The organism is Vibrio sp. Hal054, assembly GCF_037162405.1.
In the GTDB taxonomy this organism is placed as follows: Bacteria; Pseudomonadota; Gammaproteobacteria; order Enterobacterales; family Vibrionaceae; genus Vibrio; species Vibrio diazotrophicus.
On the sequence record NZ_JARLUT010000001.1, the window covers coordinates 2886631 to 2912139 of the forward strand.

General features: G+C 43.6%; 15 protein-coding genes, 1 tRNA gene, 1 rRNA gene and 1 riboswitch. Of the genes, 6 read left to right on the top strand and 11 right to left on the bottom strand.

The window, feature by feature from the left end; translation table 11 throughout:
• Positions 1-4: 4 nt before the first annotated feature.
• The 7 genes from mshL to P4S58_RS13490 all read right to left on the bottom strand — a co-directional run bounded on the left by mshL (position 5) and on the right by P4S58_RS13490 (position 9415).
• A complete protein-coding gene (mshL, locus tag P4S58_RS13460; RefSeq protein ID WP_102964277.1) occupies positions 5-1684 on the bottom strand; it encodes a pilus (MSHA type) biogenesis protein MshL in 1680 nt (559 codons plus the stop codon).
• 14 nt (positions 1685-1698) lie between these two features.
• Positions 1699-2043, bottom strand: coding sequence for an MSHA biogenesis protein MshK (locus P4S58_RS13465; RefSeq protein ID WP_269350805.1), 345 nt, complete (start codon positions 2041-2043; stop codon positions 1699-1701).
• Positions 2036-2677: a type II secretion system protein GspM gene (gene gspM, locus P4S58_RS13470; RefSeq protein ID WP_102964278.1), complete on the bottom strand. Its 642-nt coding sequence runs from the start codon at positions 2675-2677 to the stop codon at positions 2036-2038. Before gspM ends, P4S58_RS13465 begins: the two co-directional genes overlap by 8 nt.
• The gene (locus P4S58_RS13475; RefSeq protein ID WP_102964279.1) at positions 2674-4122 is read right to left on the bottom strand and encodes an MSHA biogenesis protein MshI; all 1449 of its coding nucleotides are present in this window, start codon (positions 4120-4122) and stop codon (positions 2674-2676) included. Before P4S58_RS13475 ends, gspM begins: the two co-directional genes overlap by 4 nt.
• Positions 4123-4128: 6 nt before the next feature.
• On the bottom strand, positions 4129-6120 hold the full coding sequence (gene csrD, locus P4S58_RS13480) for an RNase E specificity factor CsrD (protein WP_102964280.1): 1992 nt from the start codon (positions 6118-6120) through the stop codon (positions 4129-4131).
• Between the two features lie 250 nt (positions 6121-6370).
• Positions 6371-8257, bottom strand: a complete 1887-nt coding sequence (locus P4S58_RS13485) for a reverse transcriptase domain-containing protein (protein ID WP_337164270.1) — start codon at positions 8255-8257, stop codon at positions 6371-6373.
• Positions 8258-8878: 621 nt separating this feature from the next.
• On the bottom strand, positions 8879-9415 hold the full coding sequence (locus tag P4S58_RS13490) for a single-stranded DNA-binding protein (RefSeq protein WP_102964281.1): 537 nt from the start codon (positions 9413-9415) through the stop codon (positions 8879-8881).
• 291 nt (positions 9416-9706) lie between these two features.
• Here P4S58_RS13490 and P4S58_RS13495 point away from each other — a divergent pair, with 291 nt between their 5' ends.
• From P4S58_RS13495 to P4S58_RS13510, 4 genes are all read left to right on the top strand, one after another.
• Positions 9707-10354 (top strand): LuxR C-terminal-related transcriptional regulator, encoded by a 648-nt coding sequence (locus tag P4S58_RS13495; RefSeq protein ID WP_042489353.1) that lies wholly within the window; start codon positions 9707-9709, stop codon positions 10352-10354.
• A 145-nt stretch (positions 10355-10499) separates the two neighbouring features.
• Positions 10500-11369 carry a UTP--glucose-1-phosphate uridylyltransferase GalU gene (gene galU, locus P4S58_RS13500; protein WP_102964282.1) on the top strand — a complete coding sequence of 290 codons (870 nt, stop codon included), beginning with the start codon at positions 10500-10502 and terminating at the stop codon, positions 11367-11369.
• A gap of 154 nt (positions 11370-11523) precedes the next feature.
• The gene (uvrA, locus tag P4S58_RS13505; RefSeq protein ID WP_102964283.1) at positions 11524-14346 is read left to right on the top strand and encodes an excinuclease ABC subunit UvrA; all 2823 of its coding nucleotides are present in this window, start codon (positions 11524-11526) and stop codon (positions 14344-14346) included.
• A gap of 103 nt (positions 14347-14449) precedes the next feature.
• Positions 14450-16216 (top strand): PglL family O-oligosaccharyltransferase, encoded by a 1767-nt coding sequence (locus P4S58_RS13510; RefSeq protein WP_102964284.1) that lies wholly within the window; start codon positions 14450-14452, stop codon positions 16214-16216.
• 39 nt (positions 16217-16255) lie between these two features.
• Here P4S58_RS13510 and P4S58_RS13515 read toward each other — a convergent pair whose 3' ends face one another.
• Complete coding sequence (locus P4S58_RS13515) at positions 16256-17377, bottom strand: pyridoxal-phosphate-dependent aminotransferase family protein (RefSeq protein WP_102964285.1); 1122 nt, start codon at positions 17375-17377, stop codon at positions 16256-16258.
• A gap of 267 nt (positions 17378-17644) precedes the next feature.
• A riboswitch (Lysine riboswitch) is annotated at positions 17645-17822 on the top strand.
• Between the two features lie 117 nt (positions 17823-17939).
• Between P4S58_RS13515 and lysC the strand changes: the two genes are divergently transcribed.
• Positions 17940-19292 (top strand): lysine-sensitive aspartokinase 3, encoded by a 1353-nt coding sequence (lysC, locus tag P4S58_RS13520; protein ID WP_042489367.1) that lies wholly within the window; start codon positions 17940-17942, stop codon positions 19290-19292.
• Between the two features lie 69 nt (positions 19293-19361).
• On the opposite strand, the gene metH is transcribed toward lysC, so the two are convergent.
• Entirely contained in the window at positions 19362-23042 is a 3681-nt protein-coding gene (gene metH, locus P4S58_RS13525; protein WP_102964286.1) for a methionine synthase, read from the bottom strand.
• Positions 23043-23238: 196 nt separating this feature from the next.
• Here metH and P4S58_RS13530 point away from each other — a divergent pair, with 196 nt between their 5' ends.
• Positions 23239-24570: a cation:proton antiporter gene (locus tag P4S58_RS13530; protein ID WP_042489373.1), complete on the top strand. Its 1332-nt coding sequence runs from the start codon at positions 23239-23241 to the stop codon at positions 24568-24570.
• A 655-nt stretch (positions 24571-25225) separates the two neighbouring features.
• Here P4S58_RS13530 and P4S58_RS13535 read toward each other — a convergent pair.
• Both P4S58_RS13535 and rrf read right to left on the bottom strand, forming a co-directional pair.
• Positions 25226-25302: transfer RNA gene (locus tag P4S58_RS13535), tRNA-Asp, on the bottom strand.
• 30 nt (positions 25303-25332) lie between these two features.
• Positions 25333-25448: ribosomal RNA gene (rrf, locus tag P4S58_RS13540) — 5S ribosomal RNA — on the bottom strand.
• Between the last annotated feature and the right edge of the window lie 61 nt (positions 25449-25509).

Consider the following 25509-nt stretch of genomic DNA (forward strand, 5'->3'; position numbering starts at 1 on the left):
TTCATTACTCAGAGTCAGGGAACCACTCCTGCAACAAATCACGTGAGCGCTCCAACTCTTTTTGCCACGTGTTGACACCAACTACCGTTGGTTTTAGCAAGATGACCAATTCTGTTTTCTGTGTCACTTGAGATGTGTTGCGGAACGCGTGGCCTAACACGGGGATGTCCCCTAAAAACGGAACTTTCGATGTTTGGTTCAAGGTATTGGTTTTCATCAGACCGCCAATTACAACCACATCGCCATCTTTGGCACGAATCACTGAGTCAGATTCACGGATAGAACTTTTCGCCAGCGGTAGAGATATCACTTTATTGTTGTAAGTGATGGTTTTGTTCTGTTGCTCCACTTCAATGACTGCGGGGTGAACATGCAGCAGTACATGCCCTTTGTCATCAATTTGAGGGGTTACATCCAGTGAAATACCAGAGAAAAATGGTGTTAGTTCCACATCAGGAGACGCTTCAGAATTGTCTCCATTACCAACGACACTGGATAAATCGGTAACGTAATACTCATCAGTACCCACTTTGATCACCGCTTTCTGGTTGTTGGCTGCGGTTACGCGAGGGCTTGATAGCACATTCAAGTCGCCTTGCGTTGCCATAAAGCTCAATACCGACTCAAAGCTGCCACTCGACATAACAATGTTGGTTTGTCCGCCCAGTAGTGTACCAATAGTGTCAATACCGGGTAGCGCTGCAATGGTACCTAGACCATTGCTGATTGCAGAGCCAGCGCCCGATGTGTCACCAGTACCAATTCGGTAGTTAACACCATTAGAGGTAAACATCTTGCTCCAGTTAATTCCTTGCTGGTAGCCGTCATTTAAAGTGACCTCTAGAATCTTCGCTTCCATAATCACTTGACGATGCATACGCTCTTGAGAAATCCCTAAAAATCGACGAACTTCGCGAATCTCATCAGGATATGCTCGTAACGTAATCACACTCGCTTGCGGTGTTACAACCACGCTTTGACCACGACCAGAGCCAACCAACTGCGCTACAGCAGTTTGCAGCTGTGGCCAGAAATCACTCTCGCTCAACGTTTCAATCTCTGTACCACCTCGGTCCGACGTGGCATTACTGTCACTATTGTTCGAATTATTGTTATTCGAACTACTTGAAGACGAAGAAGAGCTGTCGCTTGAAGAATTGGTGTCCGTATTGGTAATCGTACCTGTAGTGATGGTCGTCAGTGAGCGACCACTTCGTTTAAATTGCAGGTAATCAACAGGGATAGTCACCGTGCGTAAACCCGATGGATAAACTTGGATAACCTTGCCGACTTTTTCAATTTGGTAACCGTAAAGATCGCGAACCACATCTAACACTTCATCAAGTGTGACTTCCGATAAATTGACTGTGACTGTGCCATCCACCATCGGGTGAATTGCAACGCTGTATTCAGTGCCTTTTACTAAGCTGGTAAAAAAAGCTTTCGCCTGAACGCCGTTCGCCTGAATACGAAAACGCTTCAAGCTAGGATCCGATGTCGCTATTGCTCCGTCCATATCAGGCATAAGATCCGCTTCTACCGATGGCGGTAGATTTTCTAAATTGCGGCTATTCGCTTCATTAATAGCCTGATTCAGCGACTGTTTGGCTTCCACTGGGTCACGATGCCCCATAGAGCAGCCCACTAAACTCACCATCACTACGCCGATGATCATATTACGCATATGAATTCTTAACCTTATTTCTTAATGTCCAGAGAGAACAGCTTCAAAGTCCAACTTTTACTGCCTTGCTTAAGTTCGACCTGCGATGGCGTGACTTTAGACACTTTATAGCCAGACACACTATCGCCCTTGTCCACGACCTTATCATTTAAAATGGCATAGCATTGATTATCATCTTTACAAACAATGCTTTGCAGCTCAGGCACAGGTACATTTCTTTTTGCTTTTTTAACTTGTTCTGTTTTCATCCAACCTAATGGCGCGGTTGGATCTTGTTCTTGGCTCGCCGATACGGAAACCGAAACGGCAGCAAGTATCATTAACCACCATGCCTTATTTAGCATCGATATCCTAGCCACCGATAAACTCCTCACGGGTTCCAAGTGTGTAGACTTCTAATACCAACTTGGCATTAGGGTAGGTTTCAACTTGATAGTGAAAACTACGCCAATAATATTTCACAGGCAGGCTTTCTAACGCGTGCAAATAATCTCTGATAGCGAAATAAGTGCCATTCAGTTCCATCCGAACTGGATGTAGGAAATATTCGGCATTGCTATCTGTCTCATTAATTGGACTAGCTGGCAATGATGTCAAGCTCACTAATTTCAATTTAGCACTATGATCCAATACGCTTTGTAGCAAATTAGCCATCTGTGATGGTGACACCAAATTACTCATAACTTCGGAAAGCTGCATAGACAGTTCCTGACTCTGCTGTTGCAGTTGTTCTAACTCTTTATTTATCTCTGCGTTGGGATCTTTAGCCAGTTCGCGCTGCAAAATGATGATTTCACTTTCCATTCGCTGATTAGCGGATTGCTGCGACATTAACTTCTGTTGGGCATCTTTTCTCTGCTGCAATAGCGGATCGATTAACAGTGTCTGCAACACCATCGTAATCACAATCAAACCACAAATGGCGATTAACCACTTTTCGCGCGGAGCTCTGCCTTCGAACTGTTGACTCCATTTCTGCCAGCGTTCGTTCATTTCTCCACACCTCGTTTTGATTTCAATTCAAACGTCACTATGTCTTGCTCGTCACGACCAATAGTGAGTTGTTCGAAACTACGTCCAGTCAAACTTACTTCATCCTTAAATTGCGCAATCCATGTTGGTATAACGTTGGCATCTCTCGCCATACCTTTTACATCCAACGTTGCTTCATTTATCTCTATCTCACTTAAGCTAATATCACGGCGGGAAAGTTTTGCTAAACCATCCATCACTCCGGAATAGCCCAACTGTCGCGAAGCGTCATACTGGCCAATCGCAGCTAGTGATGCTTGCTGTGATTCAATCTCTTTCTTTAAACGAGCTGAAGCCGCCACTTTTTCTGCTGAAGGCAGATGCGCCGCATGCTTTTGTTTCAGCTCTCCAAGTTGCGCCGTCAGTTGGGTATTTTGTTGGTTGGCTTGTTTAAGTTGTTGCTGATATTGAATATTTTGAAATTGAAACCATGCAAAGAAGCATAGCATAACAACAGCAACAGCCCCCCAGACAGCAGTGATGGATGATAGCGTCATCAACTCTTTCTTTGGCTTCAGGTGCTCTTGATAAAAGTTGATCGCATCAGCAGGAACAAACAGTGCTTTTTCTGCCAACACTTGGCCAGAAACGATATGCTCAGCACCTTCAACCAGAGGGGCAACCTTGACACTTAAACGCTCGCCCAATGCTTGGACGAGTTCGGCGTGTTCTTCTTCATCACAACACACTTTTAACTGATGCAGCGACATGCCTTTGAAATGAGAGGATAAATAGTCGATTGAACGCTGCAGTTCTAGCGCGAGACCATCAAGTTGCAGCGCTGTACTGGCAACGCCTGTAATCGGTGCGACAACACCACGCAGTGTACGTTGAAAAATACAACGCTCATTGACGAACGCATCTAATTTAAAATGGCTGCCTTTGCTTCGTTGCACTAATAAGTAGTTTTTCAGCTCACCATTGTTTCGGCCCCAAACTTCTTGTTCAGGAACAATACTCTCGAGGCTACACCCCATACTCTCAAGTAAACTGCTCGCTTCTAAAACGACCTTTTTGTTAATCACGTAGGCTTGCGCCTTATTGCCGCCTTCGAGCGGGTAAGCATCCGCAATTACATCTGAAGATTTTTCGGTAATCAGGTCTTTTAACAAGAATGGCAGCGCACTAGACCACTCTTGCTGAGGAATGGATGGCTTATCAATTTGATAACTTTGAAACAGTTGGGCGTGCAACACCACGTGAACACTCAACCCTTTCGCTCCGGCGGTAAGAAGTGCATTCACTAAGGCATGAGGCCAAGTATTATTGGTCAAAGGATAGTGTTCAGGCAAGGCAAGGGATTCTGATGACGAGAAATAAATCGCATCAGGTTGAACCACTGCAAACACAGCCATCTGCTTAGATTTTTTTCTGGTGAACCGCTTTAACAATGCTTCAATCTTCATTTATCTCTACTTTGTGCGCCATCGGTTTCGTTTACCGGGTTTAACTTGACGTTCCGCCACAGGTAACTTGCTCGGATTTAGTGGTTGTTCAGTATCAAATAAACGCCCTTGAACACCATCAACCCCAAGATTATGCAAAACCTGTAACTCTGACTGGTTTTCAACCCCCACGGCAATGACTTTTGTTTGTGTGCCTTTGCAAACCCCTAACAGGCTGCGCACTATCAACTGATTTTCATGTCTTTGATCGATTTGCTTTATTAGACTTCGATGCAATTTAAGATAGTTGATCTTTAAGTCTTTGATATAGTGAGTTGCAACGATTGTTCGCCCTGCTTGTCCGACTATCAACTCGCACCCAAGTGCGGATATTGTTCTGAGTACCGGACGCATATAATCCAGATGTTGAACTAAATGCCCTTCGGTAAATTCAAACGATAACTGACCACGCTGGCGGAAGGTTAACTGCATTAACTCATTACGGAACCAGCGAAAATATTGTTTATCAGAAAAAGGAAGTACATACAGGTTTACCGACAACGCGGATTCGTTAACTGAAGACTTAATCAGTTGTAACGTTCTTCTCATCACCGCTTTATCTAGGACAGCTTCATAGCCAACGGTTTCTATAGCTGAACTAAATCGAGACGCTTTCAACACCCCTTTGTCAGGGTCGTTAATTCTAGCGAACAATTCGTTATGCAATAATTCTAAGTGATTAGAACGACCGGACAAATAGCAAGCCTGTCGGAATAGGATGATATTGTCATCAATAAGAGCCTTATCGAATAGAGTCCGCCAACGTACGCTGCCTCTGTCTTCGGCAACCGCCGCTTTTTCGAAGCGACTCCAAGCATTGACTCTCTGCAACTGAGCACTTTTCAAAGCCGTTTCTGTCTCATCAATAATTCGGCCTCTACGCTCTCCTTCCTTGTACATACTGACACCAATATGGAACCAATTATCTTTATCTAATGGATCTGGCGGCGTTAGGCGTTCAATAAACTTCAGGCATTGAGAAGCAACATGAGAGACATCTTTTGCCGTTTGGTGTGGCATGAAGAGAGCAAATACTGAATCATAGTAACGAGACAAAATTACGTCTGGATAACGAGCAATGACGTTTGAGATACACTGGCCGACTTCAACGACAAAATCATCAATGACACGTTTCTCGTTTTCTTCTTTCGCTACATCAAGATCATCAATACGTAGCATCAGAACGCCACCTTGAGCTCCACTCTCCTGCAACGCCGATTCTAATTTGCTGTCGAACAGGACTCGATTTGCCGTACCCGTTAACTGGTCGAGAAATGTCTGTGTACGGATAAAAGTATCAAAACGGCTACGCTCTTGACGTGCATCTTGTAACTCTTCGATCAGAACATCTAAAGCTTCACTGGCAGTATATGGCCACTCTCTGTCATCGCCTTTTGCGTATTGCTCAACTCTACCGGCCAATATCATTCGCCCACGCTCTTCCAGCATTTCCGATCCCAAAAGCTGAAAACGCAACCACTTAACACTCTGTACCAAGCAGAAAACAATGAATAAAACAGCGACTGTTATCGACCACATAGCACCGATGGAATAGCTAAAGCCAACATAAGGCGGTACGACTTTAAAGTGCACCGAATAACCTTGAATGCGTTGCAAAGGAAAATCAGCTTGATAAAGCCGTGCTGGGTCGATTTTTGAGGAGGTGTCTTTAAAACGGTAAATAATGCCAGCTTGAGATGACAATTCCATCTCAACAATATTACTTGCTTGCAGCATCTTGGGCATCCAACGCTGCATAGAATACGCAGCATCTGGATCTTCCATCTCTTTATCCACCACTTCCACTATGCCCTGCATGTAGTGGTTGAGATATTCCTGCCCTAACCGCTGAAAGGATAAGGTTCCACCTATAAACAAAATGAACATCGCACTGGTCACAATCAAAGTGACGAAAACCACTAAACGTGTACTGAGTTTTAGCGTAGGCGTGTAGCGCATAGAAATTGAATTCCCTTTCAATTTATCGATGGGTGGCATTATTCATCGAAGAAGGCTGCTCGCAAAAATTATGTAAACAGTGCGCTAAGTATATAAAAAAAGCCACAAAATTGCGGCTTTTTTAAAATCGAGACAAATTGGGTAGAACACGTGCGCCCTCTTCAAACCCCTTTTTCATTTCGTTTGATAGGGTTAGCCGTTGTCCCCCCACCGAACCGTACGTGCACATTTCTATGCATACGGCTCTCCGTTAGACTTTAGCAAAATTTCGATAGTCAGGTAACTTTCCGCGATGCAAATCAATGTGACAGTCCTTACATAAAACTAAAGTTTTTCTCTTTCGAGAAATCATTAGTCGTTTCCAAGGTTCTGTATCCCCCTTGATATCTTTTAGTTTACGCACATGGTGAACCTCCAAATATCCAGATGGAATACCACAATATTCACATTTTCTAGCTGCCATTCTATCGAGCAATTCAGTTCGAGACATATACTTAAATGTATTCGGAAACGGATCTACGAACTCTGCTGTCGACACACTTCTGTTTTTTAACTGGAATAGCTCCAGTTCGTAGAGTTTATTGTTACGACTCTCTCGATGGACATATCTCCCATCTGGTTGTTTTAATCGTTTAGCGATCTTAGTCCTAGATGTTTGATGCTTATTTGCCAGTGTTTTGAACAAACTGTTCATCCATATCCAATGTAACTTATTAAGATACAGAACTGGCGATAAATTGTAGTAATTCGCAAAACCCCGCATTTCAGCATTATATTGACCGATTATTTCGTAATCAGACAAATATGCCATTGCAGGTTTGCTACTACTTCTATCCCTATGCGAATCGTATTCCCCATAGCCACGGAGAGAACAAAATCTCTGTACTTTCTCTCTTGGTACACCGAGGTGAATGTGATCAGTAATAGTACGCTTCGCAGCGTGGGTTTTACTGCCATTAGAATTATGTCCTACAACACACTTCTTACGTTTGCCTTCTCTACGGGTTTTAACTTCATATCCGAGAAAGACAAATCCTCGTTTAGGATCTACTATGCTCGACTTTTCTTTGGATACTTCAAGTTTTAACTCAAGTTCAACAAATTCAGTGACTTCTTTCATCACCTCCCTTGCTTCTTTCTTTGAGCCAACAATTCCTATCAAAAAGTCGTCTGCATAACGAACGTAGCGCATTCGTTTGAAGTCGGGATCATCCATTAAGACACTAGGCATATTTGCCATTTTCTTATGAAGTTCTTCTGCTTCTTGTCTCCACTGATCTAGTTTTTTCTCATCAGCAAGTAGACCCGATGCACCATGTCCCTGTCTTATCCACTTTATGCGATTTGCTCGATTCTGTAGAGCTTTCTTGTACTCAGGGTTAGGTTTTCTTCTATATTCCCCACCAAACTCTTTGATTTTCATTTTCATGAATTCATCAAGTTCATGGAGGAAAACATTGGCAAGTATCGGTGAAATGATTCCACCTTGTGGAGTTCCACTGTGAGTGCCAAAGTAACGCCAATCTTCCATATAACCAGCTTTCAAGAACTTTTTAACCAGTGCTAGAAAAGCTTTATCGTCTATTCTTTTACTTAAGAATTTGAGCAAAAGATTATGGTCGATGTTGTCGAAGTAACCTTTTATATCTACATCACATACCCACTTGGTTCCTTTCCAACCGCTACGAATTTCGGTTAGTGCTGTGTGACAAGAGCGATTTCTACGGAAGCCATAACTCCAATTACTGAAGATAGGTTCGTAGATTTCTTCAAGTAGCATTCTCATGACTTCTTGAATTAACTTATCATCACCGCTAGGTATTCCAAGAGGTCGTTTCTTACCATTCGGCTTCCTTGCATCCTTGGGTATGTAAGTGCGTCTACAAGGTTTAGGGAGATAATCCGAGGATTTAATTAGGTTGACTAGATTTAAAACTCTATCATTACCCATTCCATCAAGCGTATTATCATTAACTCCTTTCGTCATGGCACCACGATTAGAGTAAATGTTGGCATAAGCCGTTGCCCATAAGTCAAGATTACTGCACATTAGTTTGTGTAATTTCTTGACCTTTTGTCCTTGTATACTTGCTTTGTTAATACCACTTAGAGCTTTGAGTGTTCTTGCTGATAGCACTGACTATCGAACCTCGCTTCTATTAGTATTGCGTCTAACTGCCTCCCTTCCCCCTTACGTCTACACTTTCGCAATAAATTACTTTATTACTTATACATAGGTTTCGGATTGGATTTACACCAATTGCCACTTCATTACAAAGCTACGTTGGGTACTATGGAGACTCTGTCATCATATTGGTTGTTTAGTTCAAACCAACTTAGATGATCCCGAATTTCTCTGTAGTCAAGATACGTCCTACTTAGGTTCCACTTACGTTCAATTACCACTCTCACCGAGCAGGTGCCAAAGTTGTTGGATATGACAACCTTCTAATTATAATTGTCATAAACTTTGGTAAGACTCCTAAACTATCGTGAGTCATAGATATCCCGAAACCCACTATGAACTATGATTCAACCAATCAGGTTTAACCTTATAGGACTTGCAATGACTGGCGCAAAGTAGATAGTTTCCCCGCCACCAGCCTTTTACCCGACATGCTGCACTCCCCTTCCTTTTTCAAGGTTCAAGCTTATTACTAAGCAAGGATAAGTCGGGCTTGCAATAGGCTTTCCAACAGCCTATACTTGTGATTATAAATAACCGTAAGCACTTGAATTACAAAGCAAAACGGCGCACTTAGAACGGGATGTCGTCGTCAAAATCCATTGGCGGCTCATTGTATTGAGGCTGAGGAGCTTGTTGAGGTGCTTGCTGAGCAGCTGGCTGATACGCTGGTTGGCTCTGTCTCGCAGGCTGTTGAGGTTGCCCCCATCCGCTTTGCTGTTGTGGTTGACCCTGACCCGCGCCACCAGCTTGTTGTTGACGACCACCAAGCATTTGCATAATGCCATTGTAACCTTGCACAACTACTTCGGTTGAGTAACGATCTTGACCACTTTGATCTTGCCACTTACGAGTTTGTAACTGACCCTCAATGTAAACTTGAGAACCTTTACGCAGGTACTCACCCGCTACTTCTGCAAGTTTTCCATAAAGAGCAACTCGGTGCCACTCAGTTTTCTCACGCTGTTCGCCCGTTGCTTTATCACGCCATGTTTCTGACGTTGCAATGGTGATGTTTGCAACAGCACCGCCACTTGGCATATAGCGAACTTCAGGATCTCCACCCAAGTTGCCCACCAAAATTACTTTATTCACGCCACGGCTTGCCATGTTTCGCTCCGTCTTTAAATCGTATAATTTTTGAAAAAATTTCAAACAGTCAGTTAGGATAACACGCTTTTTCTCGAGCTTAAATGTCCGGTCGAATTGTTATCAAAAACTCATTCCGTTTTCACTTTTAAGCTTCTAATTTTCGGGGGAAATCTTCCATTTGCAATTTGATATAAAACTCATTTACTCAATCGATTGAAATCCCACGCAAACTCGCTATCCCAATTCGCTCTATCTTTTAATTTTAGGCATTGTTGACGCATTTCACCGCATCCTACTAAGGAATAATCCATGCCAAAACACAACTATGCCAGAACCATATATTTTCTTTGCATGGACGACACATGCGTCCCTGAGCAATTAGAAAAAGCTCTAGAACTTCTTGCTTTGCCAATACCTCAAATTCTCCCTGAGCAGTTATTGCGAAATTATCACACAGATAAACACAAAATTTTGCTGATTAACTATCAGGAACATCATCTGATTAGACAAAATTTAAAAGCATTAAAGATTACAAGCCCTCACTTTGAAACAATTCTATTTAACGTTGATAAGAGGCTGCATACAGAAGAGCTACTCACTTTTGGTAACTTAAAAGGGCTGTTTTATCAGGATGATACTCCCGAAAGTATCTGTGAAGGCTTGGGAGAAATAATCAACGGGCAAAACTGGCTCCCACGTCATGCCTCAAGCCAGCTTCTACATTATTACCGTTATCATTTTCAGGCCCACCATGCACAAGCTTCAGTTGACCTCACAGCAAGAGAAATTCAGATTTTGCGTTGCTTACAGACTGGAGCATCAAATATGCAAATGGCAGAAAGTCTTTTTATCAGCGAGTTTACAGTCAAGTCTCATTTGTATCAGATATTTAAAAAGCTTTCGGTGAAAAACCGAGTTCAAGCCATCAGTTGGGCAAATCAAAATCTACTTTCATAAATGCGCCTTTCAGCACATTTTCATTTTCATGACGCAGAATGTGCTGAATCTCACGAAAGTATCATGCTAAAGTCTGCAGTAAATCTATGTTTAAACATGACAACTCGGTTTTAAGACAAAACAGATAGTTTAGCAGGGCGAAAAAATGATTAAAAAATGCCTATTTCCGGCAGCTGGCTACGGCACTCGCTTTTTACCAGCAACCAAATCAATGCCAAAAGAAATGATGCCAGTAGTAAACAAACCTCTAATTGAATATGGCGTAGAGGAAGCAATTCAAGCAGGAATGAACGGAATGTGTATTGTGACGGGTCGAGGTAAGCATTCGATCATGGATCACTTTGACATGAACTACGAGCTTGAGCACCAAATCCAAGGAACGAACAAAGAAGACCTACTTGTTGATATCCGAGACATTATCGAAACTGCTAACTTTACTTTCATTCGTCAACGAGAAATGAAAGGCTTAGGGCACGCGATTCTCACAGGCAGAGAACTCGTCGGTGACGAACCCTTTGCTGTTGTTTTAGCGGATGACCTTTGTGTCAATGAAGAGAAAGGTGTTCTGACACAGATGGTAGCACTGTACAACCAGTTCCGCTGTTCAATCGTTGCAGTACAAGAAGTTCCCGCAGATGAAACACATAAGTATGGTGTGATCTCGGGTGAAATGATCAAAGACGATCTTTTCCGCGTAGATGACATGGTTGAAAAACCTGAACCAGGCACAGCACCAAGCAATCTGGCCATCATTGGTCGTTATATCCTGACTCCTGATATTTTCGAGTTAATAGAACAAACTGAGCCTGGTAAAGGCGGTGAAATCCAAATCACCGATGCGCTATTAAAACAAGCAAAATCTGGCTGCGTTTTAGCCTATAAATTTAAAGGTAAGCGTTTTGATTGCGGTAGTGTAGAAGGTTATATCGAAGCGACAAACTACTGTTTTGAACATTTATACAAGAAAAACGAACAGCAAGTTGCATTGGCGAAACATTCTACCCATAAGAGCTAATACTCATCGCAAGTAATCTTCAAAAGAGCTGCAATCAAGCGGCTCTTTTTTATTAGTTAACTGTTTTTATATCCAGTATTTCTTGCACATTTCTCACTCTATGTAATACTTGCTCGACTTAGCCTTTAACGAAGCCAAAGACAGAGCAAATCAAATGGACAAAATTGAAGTACGTGGTGCTCGAACCCATAACCTGAAAAATATCAATCTCACGATTCCCCGTGACAAGCTGATCGTCATTACCGGACTTTCTGGTTCAGGGAAATCATCTTTAGCCTTTGATACTTTATATGCCGAAGGTCAGAGACGTTATGTTGAGTCTCTCTCTGCCTACGCTCGCCAGTTCCTGTCTTTGATGGAAAAGCCCGACGTAGACCATATTGAAGGTCTATCGCCGGCGATCTCTATTGAGCAAAAGTCGACATCACACAACCCGCGTTCAACAGTGGGTACCATTACCGAAATCTACGATTATCTGCGTTTGCTGTTTGCTCGTGTTGGCGAACCTCGTTGCCCAGAACATAAGATTCCACTTGCCGCTCAAACAATCAGCCAGATGGTAGACAAAGTATTAGAGCTTCCTGAAGGCTCTAAACTGATGCTGCTTGCTCCTATCGTGAAAGAGCGTAAAGGTGAACACGTTAAAACTCTGGAAAATTTAGCGGCTCAAGGTTTTATTCGTGCACGAATTGATGGTGAGATTTGCGATTTGTCCGATCCTCCGACGCTTGAACTGCATAAAAAGCACACGATTGAAGTTGTGGTTGACCGATTTAAAGTGCGTTCTGACTTACAACAACGTTTAGCTGAATCATTTGAGACAGCTCTTGAGCTCTCTGGCGGCAACGTTGTGGTTGCACCAATGGATGAAGAAGGCGAAGAGCAAATATTCTCCGCCAACTTTGCCTGCCCACATTGTGGTTATAGTATGCGTGAGCTTGAGCCTCGCTTGTTCTCATTTAACAACCCGGCTGGTGCATGTCCAACGTGTGATGGTCTGGGTGTACAACAGTATTTTGACCCAAGTCGAGTGATTCAGGATGAGAAGTTGAGTTTGGCTGAAGGCGCAATTCGCGGTTGGGATCAAAAGAACTACTATTACTTCCAAATGCTCAGTTCTTTAGCTGCCCATTACGACTTTGATTTGCAAACGCCTTTCAACAAACTGGGCAAGAAAATCCAAGAGATCATTCTTCATGGCTCTGGTCGCACCGAAATCGAATTTAACTATATTAATGACCGAGGTGACATCCGAGTTAAGCGTCATCCGTTTGAAGGAATTCTGAACAATCTCGAGCGTCGCTATCGTGATACGGAATCCAACTCAGTTCGTGAAGAGTTAGTGAAATACATTTCTAACAAACCATGCAGCCATTGTGAAGGTACACGTTTACGCCTTGAAGCTCGCAACGTATTCGTCAACGACACGCCACTACCGCAAGTTGTAGAACTCAGCATCGCTGATGCGCTGCAGTTTTTCCAATCTCTGACGCTCGAAGGTCAGCGAGCTCAAATTGCAGAAAAGATCATGAAAGAAGTGAATGATCGTTTGCAGTTTTTGGTCAATGTGGGTCTGAACTATTTAAACTTATCACGCAGTGCAGAAACTCTCTCAGGTGGTGAAGCGCAACGAATTCGCTTAGCGAGCCAAATTGGCGCGGGACTGGTTGGTGTGATGTATGTACTCGATGAACCATCCATCGGTCTCCACCAGCGAGATAACGAAAGATTACTCAAAACCCTAGAACATCTGCGCGATTTGGGGAATACCGTTCTTGTGGTTGAGCATGATGAGGATGCCATTCGCATGGCTGACCATGTGATTGATATCGGCCCAGGAGCTGGTGTACATGGTGGTAACGTAGTGGCTGAAGGTAATGTCATAGATATCATCAACAATCCTAACTCTCTAACAGGACAATACCTAAGTGGTGTGAAAGAGATTGAAATACCTAAACAGAGAACACCAAAAGACGCGAAGAAAACAGTCGAGCTTCTTGGTGCATCTGGCAACAACCTAAAAGATGTCAATCTTTCTATCCCAGTCGGATTATTTACTTGTGTAACAGGAGTTTCCGGTTCAGGTAAATCAACACTGATCAATGATACTTTCTTTAATATCGCGCATATCGCATTAAATGGCGCAACCACATCAACACCCGCGCCATACAAATCGATAAAAGGATTAGAGCATTTCGATAAAGTTATCGATATCGACCAGAGTCCTATAGGCCGCACACCTCGTTCAAACCCTGCGACCTATACCGGTATTTTCACTCCGATTCGTGAGCTGTTTTCAGGCACGCAAGAGTCTCGTTCACGTGGTTACAAGCCGGGACGCTTTAGTTTTAACGTTCGAGGTGGTCGCTGTGAAGCGTGTCAGGGCGATGGCGTAATCAAAGTTGAAATGCACTTCTTACCCGATGTGTACGTCCCTTGTGATGTGTGTAAAGGAAAACGCTACAATCGCGAAACATTAGAAGTTCGTTACAAAGGCAAAACGATTGATGAAGTTCTCAACATGACCGTTGAAGACGCTCATGAGTTCTTTGAGCCTGTACCTGTGATAGCACGTAAACTGCAAACGCTAATGGACGTAGGTTTGTCGTACATCCGTCTTGGTCAGTCTGCCACGACATTGTCTGGTGGTGAGGCTCAACGCGTCAAACTCTCGCGAGAACTGTCCAAACGTGACACTGGTAAAACACTGTATATTTTGGATGAGCCAACCACAGGTTTGCATTTCCATGATATTCAACAACTGCTCAATGTATTGCATCGTCTACGAGATCACGGGAACACGGTTGTCGTCATTGAACACAATCTTGATGTAATTAAAACCGCAGACTGGATAGTTGATTTAGGCCCGGAAGGTGGGCAAGGCGGTGGTGAAATTATTGCGGAAGGTACACCTGAAGATGTGGCGAAAAGCAAAGTTTCCCATACCGCTCGTTTCTTAAAACCGATGTTGAAATAGAAAAGATCTGTAGAAACTGAAAAAAAACGGTAAATTAGGGCCTGTCAGCCCTAATTTGCCTGATCAAAAAGCAGGTTTCTTCGCAAAGGACATTGAAACACTTATGGCAACCTTGCTGTTAAGCGGAACACAACTTGAGCCACAAGCACCGAGTGTGCCTAAAAACAAACCGTTTCTGATAGCGGTTAGCTTTGTTTATCTCATAGCAATGCACGTTTTTATGCCCAATTTAGGCGGTGATGGATTGTCGTTACCCTTCAATGCAGCGACTTGGATTGCTATCAGTATTCCCTTAGCAATCGGCCTATATCAAATGAGCAGCTATCAGCGTTTGAGATATTCCAAACTGACTATCGGTCTTTGGGTCTGCTGTGTGATCATGACGCTTCCGCTGTTTTTTGCTAACGCGCAGTGGTACAGCGAATTAACCAAAATCATTGGTTTATGGGCCGGATTTTCACTTTTTTTAGTACTACAACAATTTCATTTCAGTAATAAAAACAAACAGAAGTTACTTCTGTTTGTTGTCTTTGCTAGCCTCATTGAAGCGCTATTTGGTGTTTATCAATACAGTGTCTTACACACTGGCAATATCTTTAACTATGACACTGTAAAAAACCTGCCTTACGGCATTTTTCAGCACCCTGATGCCATGGCCAGCTTCCTTACTACCGGTCTAGTGCTTTCAGGGTACTTATTGGCTCGCCAACCGAAAAAATACAATAAAAAACTCAGTGAAGTGAGCTTACTGTACATAACACCTGTGGTTTCTATCCCACTAATAATCGTCTTGCATTCTCTGGTTGGTTGGATATCTGCTGCAGTAGGTGTGTTACTTATTCTTCCATATCTGTATCGTTTTTCACCTCGTCAACGTTTTATAAACTGGGTATTAGCAACGGTTTCAGGATTAATCATTGGCCTAGGTGCGCTGTATTTACCCCACAATCAAGACCGCGATGTAGAGCCTTACCTTTCATCCGTTCCTTATAGCAGCGTTCTTCCTCAATCCATCGATATGCTGATTGAAAAGCCATTTACAGGCTATGGTTACGGTAAGTTTGAATCAAGTTATATCCTGTATACCGCTAGGCAACATCAGCTCAATCCAAACTACAAAGTAGGAATTCCATCGATGGAACATCCTCACAATGAGTTTCTATTTTGGGGGATTGAAGGCGGATTATTACCCGTATTAGGAATGGCTTTAGCGGCGAGCTTTGTACTGATTCGGATATACTCAGCGAAGAAAGGCACCCGATTGGCCATGTTCGCTTTGTTACTGCCAATCGTCATTCACAGCCTAGTCGATGCACCTTTCTACCAATCGAGCATTCACTGGTTAACCTTTATGATATTACTGTTCTGGATTGACCAGCGCGTAGCAAAATATCGTGTGTTTCGTTTTAGCAAACTCAGCAAAACACTATTACGAATCACAAGTTTGACTCTGCCAATCGTCACCTGTTTTTATATGGTGAGTGTGCTGCATACCAATTTCTACCTGACTAAATTTGAAACATCCAACCCAAAGCAACTGGATATATTGAATAAAGTCGTCAATCCAGTGCTCATCAAAGACAGATTGGATTGGGAAATGTACAGCACTTATTTAGATCTAGGGTTAAACGAGAAGAAATACGAGTACATCCAGCCTTATATCGACTGGTCTTTGAAGATTATTCAAAGCAAACCGAGACCAGGATTGTATGAGAAGTTGATCATGGCTTATCAAGCAATTGGCGATACCAGCCGAGCTGAACAAACTAAAACTGAGGCCGAGTTTCTGTTTCCTGAATTAGATTTTAGCCATATACAATACCAGAGCTTATTCGATAACTCGGAGCAATCTGAGACAGATATTGAGTAAAAAGAAAGGTGGCAAAAGCCACCTTTATTAACCGAAGTTTTATTGAGTCAGAGATTCTTCCAGTGCTCTGAGACACAAAGCGATATTTTCAGAACGGGCGCCATAACCCATAACACCAATACGCCACGCCTTACCAGCTAACGCACCGAGCCCTGCACCAATTTCCAAATTGTATTCATTGAGAAGATGGCTACGAACTTTAGCGTCATCAACACCTTCTGGAATATACACCGCATTCAGTTGTGGTAAGCGATATCCTTCTTCCACCACAAATTTGAAACCCATTTGTTCTAAACCAAGCTTGAGTTTTTCATGCATCGCTTGATGACGAGACCAAGCATTCTCCAACCCTTCATTTTTCAAAATCAGCAATGCTTCGTGCAATGCGTATAAACTGTTCACGGGTGCAGTATGATGATAGCTGCGTTTATTGCCGCCACTCCAATACCCCAACACTAAACTCTGATCTAAGAACCAACTTTGGATCGGCGTCTTTCTCGCTTGGATCTTTTCGATCGCTTTTGCTGACAGAGTCAAAGGTGATAACCCCGGCACACAAGAAAGGCACTTCTGACTTCCAGAATAAACTGCATCCAATTGCCATTCATCCACCAGCAGTGGAACGCCACCCAATGAAGTCACAGCATCAACAATCGTCAGCATATTATTTTGCTTAGCCAAAGCGCCAAGTGTTTGAGCGTCACTCAAAGCCCCTGTTGATGTTTCAGCATGGACGAAAGCAAGAAGTTTTGCATCGGGATGTTGGCTGATGGTTTGCTCTACTTTGCTAACAGAGACTGGAGTTCCCCACTCATCATCGACTGTGATAGCAATACCGCCACAACGGACAACATTTTCACGCATACGCTCGCCAAAGACACCGTTGCGGCAAACAATCACTTTATCGCCGGGCTCAAGCAAATTGACGAAACACGCCTCCATACCCGCACTACCCGGTGCTGATACCGCAATGGTGAACTCGTTTTCAGTCTGGAAAGCATATTTAAGTAGCACCTTTAGCTCATCCATCATAGCGACAAACAACGGGTCTAAATGCCCAACAGTTGGACGACTAAGAGCCTGTAATACTTGAGGAGAGATATCCGAAGGACCTGGTCCCATAAGAGTTCGGTGCGGAGGGATGAAGCTTTGTATAGTCATAGGTGCTCCCAGTTATTATTAGTAATAAGCTTTCACGTACGAAAATGTAGAGTACGGCAGAATCAAGACGACGACAATTCGACAGAGGTCTATGCTGCCTGACAATTTCGACACATTTATTTTCATTTATCACAAATTTACAATTGACAACAGTTTCACAAAACCGTTCAATGAGTGAGCTATTTATCCCTTACTCATTAGGGTTGTATACGTGAGCTGATTTGAGCACAAATCGTAGCCGCACAGATACAACACTAAGCAGGATGGGATAACAGAAGAGGAGCACTGCCCAGGCAGATGTTTTGTGGAGCCTCAACTCCAAAACAAAACATTCAGGGGGAGCAGTGCCGAGATAAATCAAAGTTGTGGATTTGGTTTATCGGTTGTCAGGGTTGAATCCCTTCAACTGTCATCGGTGCTATGCTGATGAAGAGCTTCTGAGGAATTTTATACAACCTGCCTGTTGTTACTCCCCTCTATTTTGCTCTAAGAAACTCTCTTCAAAACATTGGAAGTTGGATTACCAACCTTTTTTATTTCTAGGAAGTCCGGGAGAAATGTAGTGAGCGCATTCAATGTCGCCAAGTTTGGTGGAACAAGTGTTGCAAATTTTGAAGCAATGAGCCGTTGCTCTGCAATTATCGAAAATAACCCACAAACACGATTAGTCGTCAGCAGTGCTTGCTCTGGCGTAACGAACTTACTTGTTGAACTTGCTAATGGCGTTCAGGATGCAGACCAAAGATTAAGCATCATGAAACAGTTGGCTGATATTCATGATTCGATTATCGACCAATTGTCTGAACCGACCCAAGTAGAAAAAGAAGTTCATTCGATGCTAGATAGCATCGCTAGCGCTGCCGAAGCTGCATCATTTCAGTCCAGCAAAAAGCTGACAGATCATTTGGTCGCTTGCGGCGAACTGATGTCGACGTATATCTTGACCCAGTTAATGCGTGAGCGCGGTGTTAATGCCGTTCGCTTTGATATTCGTGAAGTATTAAGAACAGACAGCCATTACGGCCGAGCTGAACCACAAATCGAAGAAATCGCGAAACTGGCTCAAGAAAAACTTGCCCCACTTTGTGCGGAATATGTGGTTGTTACTCAAGGTTTCATCGGTTCTGATGAACAAGGTAATACGACAACACTTGGTCGTGGCGGCAGTGATTACTCTGCTGCGCTGATTGCGGAATCAGTAAAAGCTTCTGGCTTAGAGATTTGGACGGATGTTCCGGGGATCTACACAACAGATCCTCGCATTGCACCTAAAGCTGCACCAATTCCAGAGATCAGCTTTAGTGAAGCCTCTGAAATGGCGAACTTTGGTGCGAAGATCCTACACCCTTCAACACTGGTGCCAGCACTTCGCCATGAAATCCCTGTATTTGTCGGTTCTTCTAAAGAGCCAGAAAAAGGTGGCACTTGGATTCGTCAACAAGTCGAGAACTCACCGCAGTTCCGGGCGCTAGCACTACGCTGCAATCAAACTATGGTGACTTTACGCAGTGCGAAGATGTTCCATGCGTATGGTTTCTTAGCGAAAGTATTCGAAGTTTTGGCAAAATACAAAATCTCGGTAGACCTTATCACCACTTCTGAAATCAGTGTGTCTCTGACACTAGATAAAACGGACACATCAGGCGGTGCGCCTGAACTGCCACAAGAAGCGAGAGAAGAGTTACAAGAGCTTTGTACTGTAGAAGTCGAGCATAACCTTTGCCTAGTAGCATTGATTGGTAACCACATGGAAACCAAAGGCTATGCGAAAGAAGTGTTCAGCACCTTAGGTGATTTTAACTTGCGTATGATCTGCTACGGAGCAAGCGACCACAACCTTTGCTTCCTCGTCGATGCTCCTGAATCTAAAGCCGTGATTCAGAAACTGCATTTGGATCTGTTCGAGAATCGATAATCAGATAACTCATCACGTAAAACAAAGGTCACCAAGCGGTGACCTTTTGCGTTTCTATGCTCGGTAATCCTAACCGTTAATGTTAGGACCCAACCATTTTTCAGCTTCAAGGATATCCCAACCTTTGCGCTGCGAATAACTCTGAACTTGATCATCTTGGATCTGAGCAACGGCAAAGTAGCGAGAATCCGGATGTGAGAAATACCAGCCAGAAACAGATGCACCCGGCATCATGGCGTAACTGGTTGTCAGTTCCATACCAATCTTCTCTTGCACACCTAATAGATCCCAAATAGCACCTTTCTCCGTATGCTCAGGGCAAGCCGCATAACCCGGAGCAGGGCGAATACCCTGATACTTCTCGCGAATCAAATCTTCATTACTTAGATTTTCATCAGGAGCATAACCCCAAATCTCAGTACGCACTTTCATATGCAGATATTCAGCAAACGCTTCTGCCAAACGGTCAGCAACCGCTTGAACCATAATCGCGTTGTAATCGTCACCTTTGGCTTTGAAGTCGTCAGCCAGTTCACGTTCACCAATACCGCCTGTCACAGCAAACATACCAATCCAGTCTTGTTTGCCACTGTGTTTAGACGCAACAAAATCGGACAGACAGTAGTTCGCTCCTTTTGGCTTCTCGGTTTGCTGACGCAAGTTATGCAGCACTTTAATCACTTGCTGGCGTGATTCATCCGCATACACTTCAATATCGTCATCCACACTTGCCGCAGGGAACAGACCACAAATACCGTTGGCCTTCATAAGCCCTTCGGTTTCGATACGGTCAATCCAGTCATTCGCATCTTTGAACAGCTTACGAGCCTCTTCCCCGACCAATTCATGGTCAAGAATTGCAGGATATTTTCCTGACAGAGACCAAGTCATAAAGAATGGTGTCCAGTCGATGTACTGACGTAAAACTGAAACATCAAAATCTTTAAATACATGAATACCCGGTTTAACTGGTGCCGGTGGTGTGTATATCTGCCAATCTATTGCAGCCTTGTTTGCTCGGGCTTGCTCTAAAGTCACAGGGCGGCTCTTCGGCTTTTTCCGTGCGTGCTGTTCACGCGTTCTTTCGTAATCAAGATTCAGACGTTCAACAAATTCAGGACGACGTTCATCAGAAAGCAATGCGGAACATACGCCTACAGCGCGTGACGCATTGTTTACATACACCACTGGCTGATGATAGTTCTGCTCAATCTTAACAGCCGTATGCGCCTTTGATGTGGTTGCGCCACCAATCAGTAGTGGTAACTCAAATCCTTGGCGCTCCATCTCTTTCGCTACGTGAACCATTTCGTCCAAAGACGGCGTAATCAAACCTGACAGACCGATAATGTCGACATTCTTCTCGCGAGCCACTTTCAGAATTGTCTCGCACGGCACCATTACGCCAAGGTCGATGATTTCATAGTTGTTACATTGCAGTACAACACCAACGATATTCTTACCGATATCGTGAACATCACCTTTCACGGTTGCTAATAGGATCTTACCGTTTGTCGACCCTGCTTGTTTCAGCGCATTGATGTAGGGCTCTAGGTACGCAACAGCCTGCTTCATCACACGGGCAGATTTCACCACCTGCGGCAGGAACATTTTCCCTTCACCAAACAAGTCCCCGACGACATTCATGCCGTCCATTAATGGACCTTCGATTACTTCAAGAGGCTTGGTCGCTTTAGCCCTAGCTTCTTCAGTATCTTCAACGATAAATTCAGTAATACCTTTAACAAGTGCGTGCTCTAAACGCTTTTCAACTGGCCAAGTGCGCCATTCCAGTAAAGAGGCATCTTCCTCTTTGCCGACAGCATTTTCACGATACTCTTCAGCGATTTCCAACAGACGCTCAGTGGCACCATCGTCGCGGTTCAAAATGACATCTTCAACCGCATTACGCAGTTTATCTGGCACGTTATCGTATATCTCTAACTGACCAGCGTTGACGATGCCCATGTCCATACCATTCTTAAAACAGTGGTATAGGAACACCGCATGAATCGCTTCACGTACGTAGTTGTTACCGCGGAAAGAGAAAGAGACGTTAGACACACCACCGGAAATCATTGCATGTGGAAGTTCGCGTTTGATATCTGCAACGGCGTTGATGAAATCGAGAGCATAGTTGTTGTGTTCATCAATACCAGTAGCAACGGCAAAGATGTTCGGGTCGAAAATAATATCTTCCGCAGGAAAACCCACTTGGTCGACAAGAATATGATAGGCGCGACGACAGATTTCTATCTTACGTTCACGAGTATCCGCCTGCCCTACTTCGTCAAAGGCCATAACGATAACAGCAGCACCATAGCGACGAATCAATTTCGCCTGATGAATAAATTTTTCTTCGCCTTCTTTTAGCGATATTGAGTTAACGATACCTTTGCCCTGAATACATTTCAGGCCGGCTTCAATCACTTCCCATTTCGATGAGTCAACCATGATTGGCACTTTCGAGATCTCTGGTTCTGATGCACACAACTTAAGGAATCGTTCCATACAAGCCATCGCATCCAACATGCCTTCATCCATGTTGATATCAATGATCTGTGCGCCATTCTCGACTTGCTCACGAGCAACATCTAAAGCCTCATCATAGAGTTCTTCTTTAATAAGACGTTTAAAGCGGGCTGAACCCGTAACGTTAGTACGCTCACCAACGTTAACGAACAATGTTTCTGGGGCAATGCTCAGAGGCTCTAAACCAGACAGTCGACACTCTACGCTGATCTCCGGAATAGCGCGTGGAGCGACTCCTTCAACTACTTTAGCCATTGCTGCGATATGCTCAGGGGTGGTACCACAACAACCGCCAACTAAGTTGAGGAACCCTGCTTGAGCCCATTCACCAATGTGCTCCGCCATATCTTCTGGTGATAAGTCATATTCACCAAATGCATTTGGTAATCCCGCATTCGGGTGAGCAGAAACATAACTTTCTGAAATGCGAGAAAGCTCTTCTACGTATTGACGCAGCTCATCCGGGCCCAAAGCACAGTTCAAACCAAACGAAATTGGGCGAACATGGCGCAAGGAGTTATAGAATGCTTCTGTGGTTTGGCCGGACAGAGTTCGACCTGATGCATCAGTGATAGTACCTGAGATCATGACAGGCAATTCGATGCCAAGTTCTTCAAACACAGCATCAACAGCAAAGGCACACGCTTTCGCATTCAAAGTATCGAAAATAGTTTCGATCAAAATCAGATCGCTGCCGCCTCTAATTAAAGCGCGTGTAGATTCAGAGTAAGCTGTGACTAGCTGATCAAACTCGACATTACGGTAGCCGGGATCGTTTACATCTGGAGAGATAGAACACGTACGGTTGGTTGGCCCTAACACACCTGCAACGTAGCGAGGTTTATCCGGTGTTTTTGCCGTCCATTCATCCGCAACTTCACGCGCCAATTTGGCTGCGGCAAAGTTAATTTCTTCGCTCAAAGACTGCATGTCGTAATCAGCCATTGCAATCGTGGTTGCGTTGAAGGTATTGGTTTCAAGGATGTCAGCCCCTGCTTGCAAGTAAGCAGAGTGAATACCTCTAATTAACTGAGGCTGAGTGAGAACTAAGAGATCGTTATTTCCTTTTAGATCACAATGCCAATTGGCAAAACGTTCACCACGATAATCTTCCTCTTGCAATCTATGCTCTTGGATCATGGTGCCCATACCACCATCAATCAACATAATACGTTGCTTCAATTGCGCTTCGATCTGGTGCTTTAGATTACTACCCACAGTACAGCCTCATTATTCCTTTATTGCTTGTTCGACATCCTATCATACATTGATTAGAAATCTAGACGTCTAAAACATCTAATTACTACAAATGCGTTCGTTATAAAATTGATAAATCTATAGGTAAAAAGTGTTTGCTATTTGTTCATCATCAAAGGACAATTTCTCTCACATTTAGTTACATTTGAAGAAGAAAATGTCGGTCTACTATACCCTGTGCTTTCTATCTGCTGCTGCAATGATGATTGCTTTTTTAAACAGCAAGATAGGTAAAATGCAAACCACAATAGCCATTACTGCTGGCTCTATGGTGCTCTCATTACTTATCCTTATTGCTGGTCAAAATGACTGGTTCCACCTCACTCAAATTGCAACTGAAACAGTGACCAGTATAAATTTTGAGAGCTTTCTGCTAAAAGGCATTTTGGGCTTCCTTCTATTTGCTGGCGGCCTCGGTATTAAACTCCCTCACTTAAAAGATCAAAAATGGGAGATTACCGTACTCGCACTTGGGGCAACTCTGTTCTCTACCTTCTTCATCGGATTTGGCCTTTACGGCTTCTGTTACTTTATCGGTATTCATTTAGATCTTGTTTACTGTTTATTGTTTGGTTCGCTGATTTCACCAACCGACCCAATCGCAGTACTGGCTATCGTGAAAAAGCTAAACGCGCCTAAACGAATCTCGACCCAAATCGAAGGTGAGTCGCTGTTTAACGACGGCTTCGGTTTAGTCATATTTGTAACTATCTTTACCGTCGCATTCGGCAAAGAAGCACCAACAGTAGGAAGTGTAGTCGCATTATTTGCGCAAGAAGCGCTTGGCGGCATCGTTTACGGCTTTCTATTAGGGTTACTGTTCCACTATTTAATTAGCGCAACCAACGACCATTCAATGGAGCTCTTACTGACTATCGGTGTGCCAACCGCTGGTTATGTATTTGCAGACGTAATCCACGTGTCAGGTCCATTAGCCATGGTGGTATCAGGAATCATGATTGGTAACTGGACACGATTTATTGGTTTCTCTAAAGAGAGTGAGGAACATCTTGATCACTTCTGGGAGTTGGTGGATGAATTCTTAAACGGCGTCTTGTTCCTTTTGATAGGTATGTCGATGCTTCTTTTCGAATTCCACGAAGAAGACTGGATCCTAATGGCTTTTGCTGTACCACTAGTCCTCGCAGCCCGTTACTCTAGCGTGTTTGTCTCATATATAGGTTTCAAGCGTTACCGTAAATATAACCCTTGGTCGATAAAGATCTTAACTTGGGGTGGGCTACGCGGAGGATTAGCTTTAGCGATGGCACTATCAATTCCTTCAGGAATGATGGTCATCCCAGATAAGCTTATCGACGTTAAAGAGCTGATTCTGGTTATGACCTATGCTGTAGTGGTGTTCTCTATCCTGATTCAAGGTTCTACAATCACTCCGATGATTGAAAAAGCCAAACTGAAAGAGAAAGAGATGGAAGAAGAAAGTGCTCAACACAGCGACGTACAAGAAAGCCAACAACAAAATGTCTAAGCATTAATCTTCTGGAAAGCAGCGACCTTGGTTGCTGCTTTTTTTATATGCCATTTATTATTTGCCAAAGAAACATGGCCAATTTGCCTAAGCTTCCTTCTTTTGCCCCCACCACTAGTTCTCCGTTCATCTCCTTCACCATAAGCACGTAATACTCGCTGCTCTATGATCTTATAAGAGGATCTAAACTAACCATTATTTATAGAGAGCAATAAGCACTAATCCACGTAGACTCATCAACGAACGCATCCTCAAGTATCGAAGCTTTAGTATCGCTCTATCTCGTTGAGTGCAGAGGGAATGAAGAATCTGAAAAGTCACTTATGAATAATCTGCTTTTTATTAAACATACGTTAGAGTTCAGGGGACTTTAAATATACTACTTTGATACTCTATAGGCGTTGAGCCCTGCTTAGACTTAAACAAAACCAACTGTCGAACTATATAAGTCGCGTGTTCATGAAGGCCATCATTTATGACGAGGCTTTAGATAATGGCGGAGAAAACTAGACTTACTATCTTACTTAGCGCTTCCCCGGTGTAACAGACCAGCTTTCTGTTAAACAAGGAGCAACCCACTGAGCTGCCGCTTTGCCTTGGTCACTTTCCTTCAGACGCAAAAAAGCCCCGTCATTTCTGACGAGGCTTCAAATAGTGGCGGAGCGGACGGGACTCGAACCCGCGACCCCCGGCGTGACAGGCCGGTATTCTAACCAACTGAACTACCGCTCCGCATTGGTTAGCGCTTGGTGCTAAATATGAGCCTGGCGATGTCCTACTCTCACATGGGGAGACCCCACACTACCATCGGCGCTAATTCGTTTCACTTCTGAGTTCGGCATGGAATCAGGTGGGTCCAAATCGCTATGGTCGCCAAGCAAAATTTTAAAATTCGGAAAGCTGCTTTCTCTTAAATAAAGAGCATGTTCTCTACACATT

What these genes read in the sequence shown, in the direction of transcription:
- P4S58_RS13530 (WP_042489373.1), top strand. Translation starts at nt 23,239, where the DNA reads ATGTCGGTCTACTATACCCTGTGCTTTCTATCTGCTGCTGCAATGATG.
- P4S58_RS13515 (WP_102964285.1), bottom strand. Translation starts at nt 17,377, where the DNA reads ATGACTATACAAAGCTTCATCCCTCCGCACCGAACTCTTATGGGACCA.
- csrD (WP_102964280.1), bottom strand. Translation starts at nt 6,120, where the DNA reads ATGCGCTACACGCCTACGCTAAAACTCAGTACACGTTTAGTGGTTTTC.
- P4S58_RS13495 (WP_042489353.1), top strand. Translation starts at nt 9,707, where the DNA reads ATGCCAAAACACAACTATGCCAGAACCATATATTTTCTTTGCATGGAC.
- mshL (WP_102964277.1), bottom strand. Translation starts at nt 1,684, where the DNA reads ATGCGTAATATGATCATCGGCGTAGTGATGGTGAGTTTAGTGGGCTGC.
- P4S58_RS13510 (WP_102964284.1), top strand. Translation starts at nt 14,450, where the DNA reads ATGGCAACCTTGCTGTTAAGCGGAACACAACTTGAGCCACAAGCACCG.
- uvrA (WP_102964283.1), top strand. Translation starts at nt 11,524, where the DNA reads ATGGACAAAATTGAAGTACGTGGTGCTCGAACCCATAACCTGAAAAAT.
- P4S58_RS13490 (WP_102964281.1), bottom strand. Translation starts at nt 9,415, where the DNA reads ATGGCAAGCCGTGGCGTGAATAAAGTAATTTTGGTGGGCAACTTGGGT.
- P4S58_RS13475 (WP_102964279.1), bottom strand. Translation starts at nt 4,122, where the DNA reads ATGAAGATTGAAGCATTGTTAAAGCGGTTCACCAGAAAAAAATCTAAG.
- gspM (WP_102964278.1), bottom strand. Translation starts at nt 2,677, where the DNA reads ATGAACGAACGCTGGCAGAAATGGAGTCAACAGTTCGAAGGCAGAGCT.
- galU (WP_102964282.1), top strand. Translation starts at nt 10,500, where the DNA reads ATGATTAAAAAATGCCTATTTCCGGCAGCTGGCTACGGCACTCGCTTT.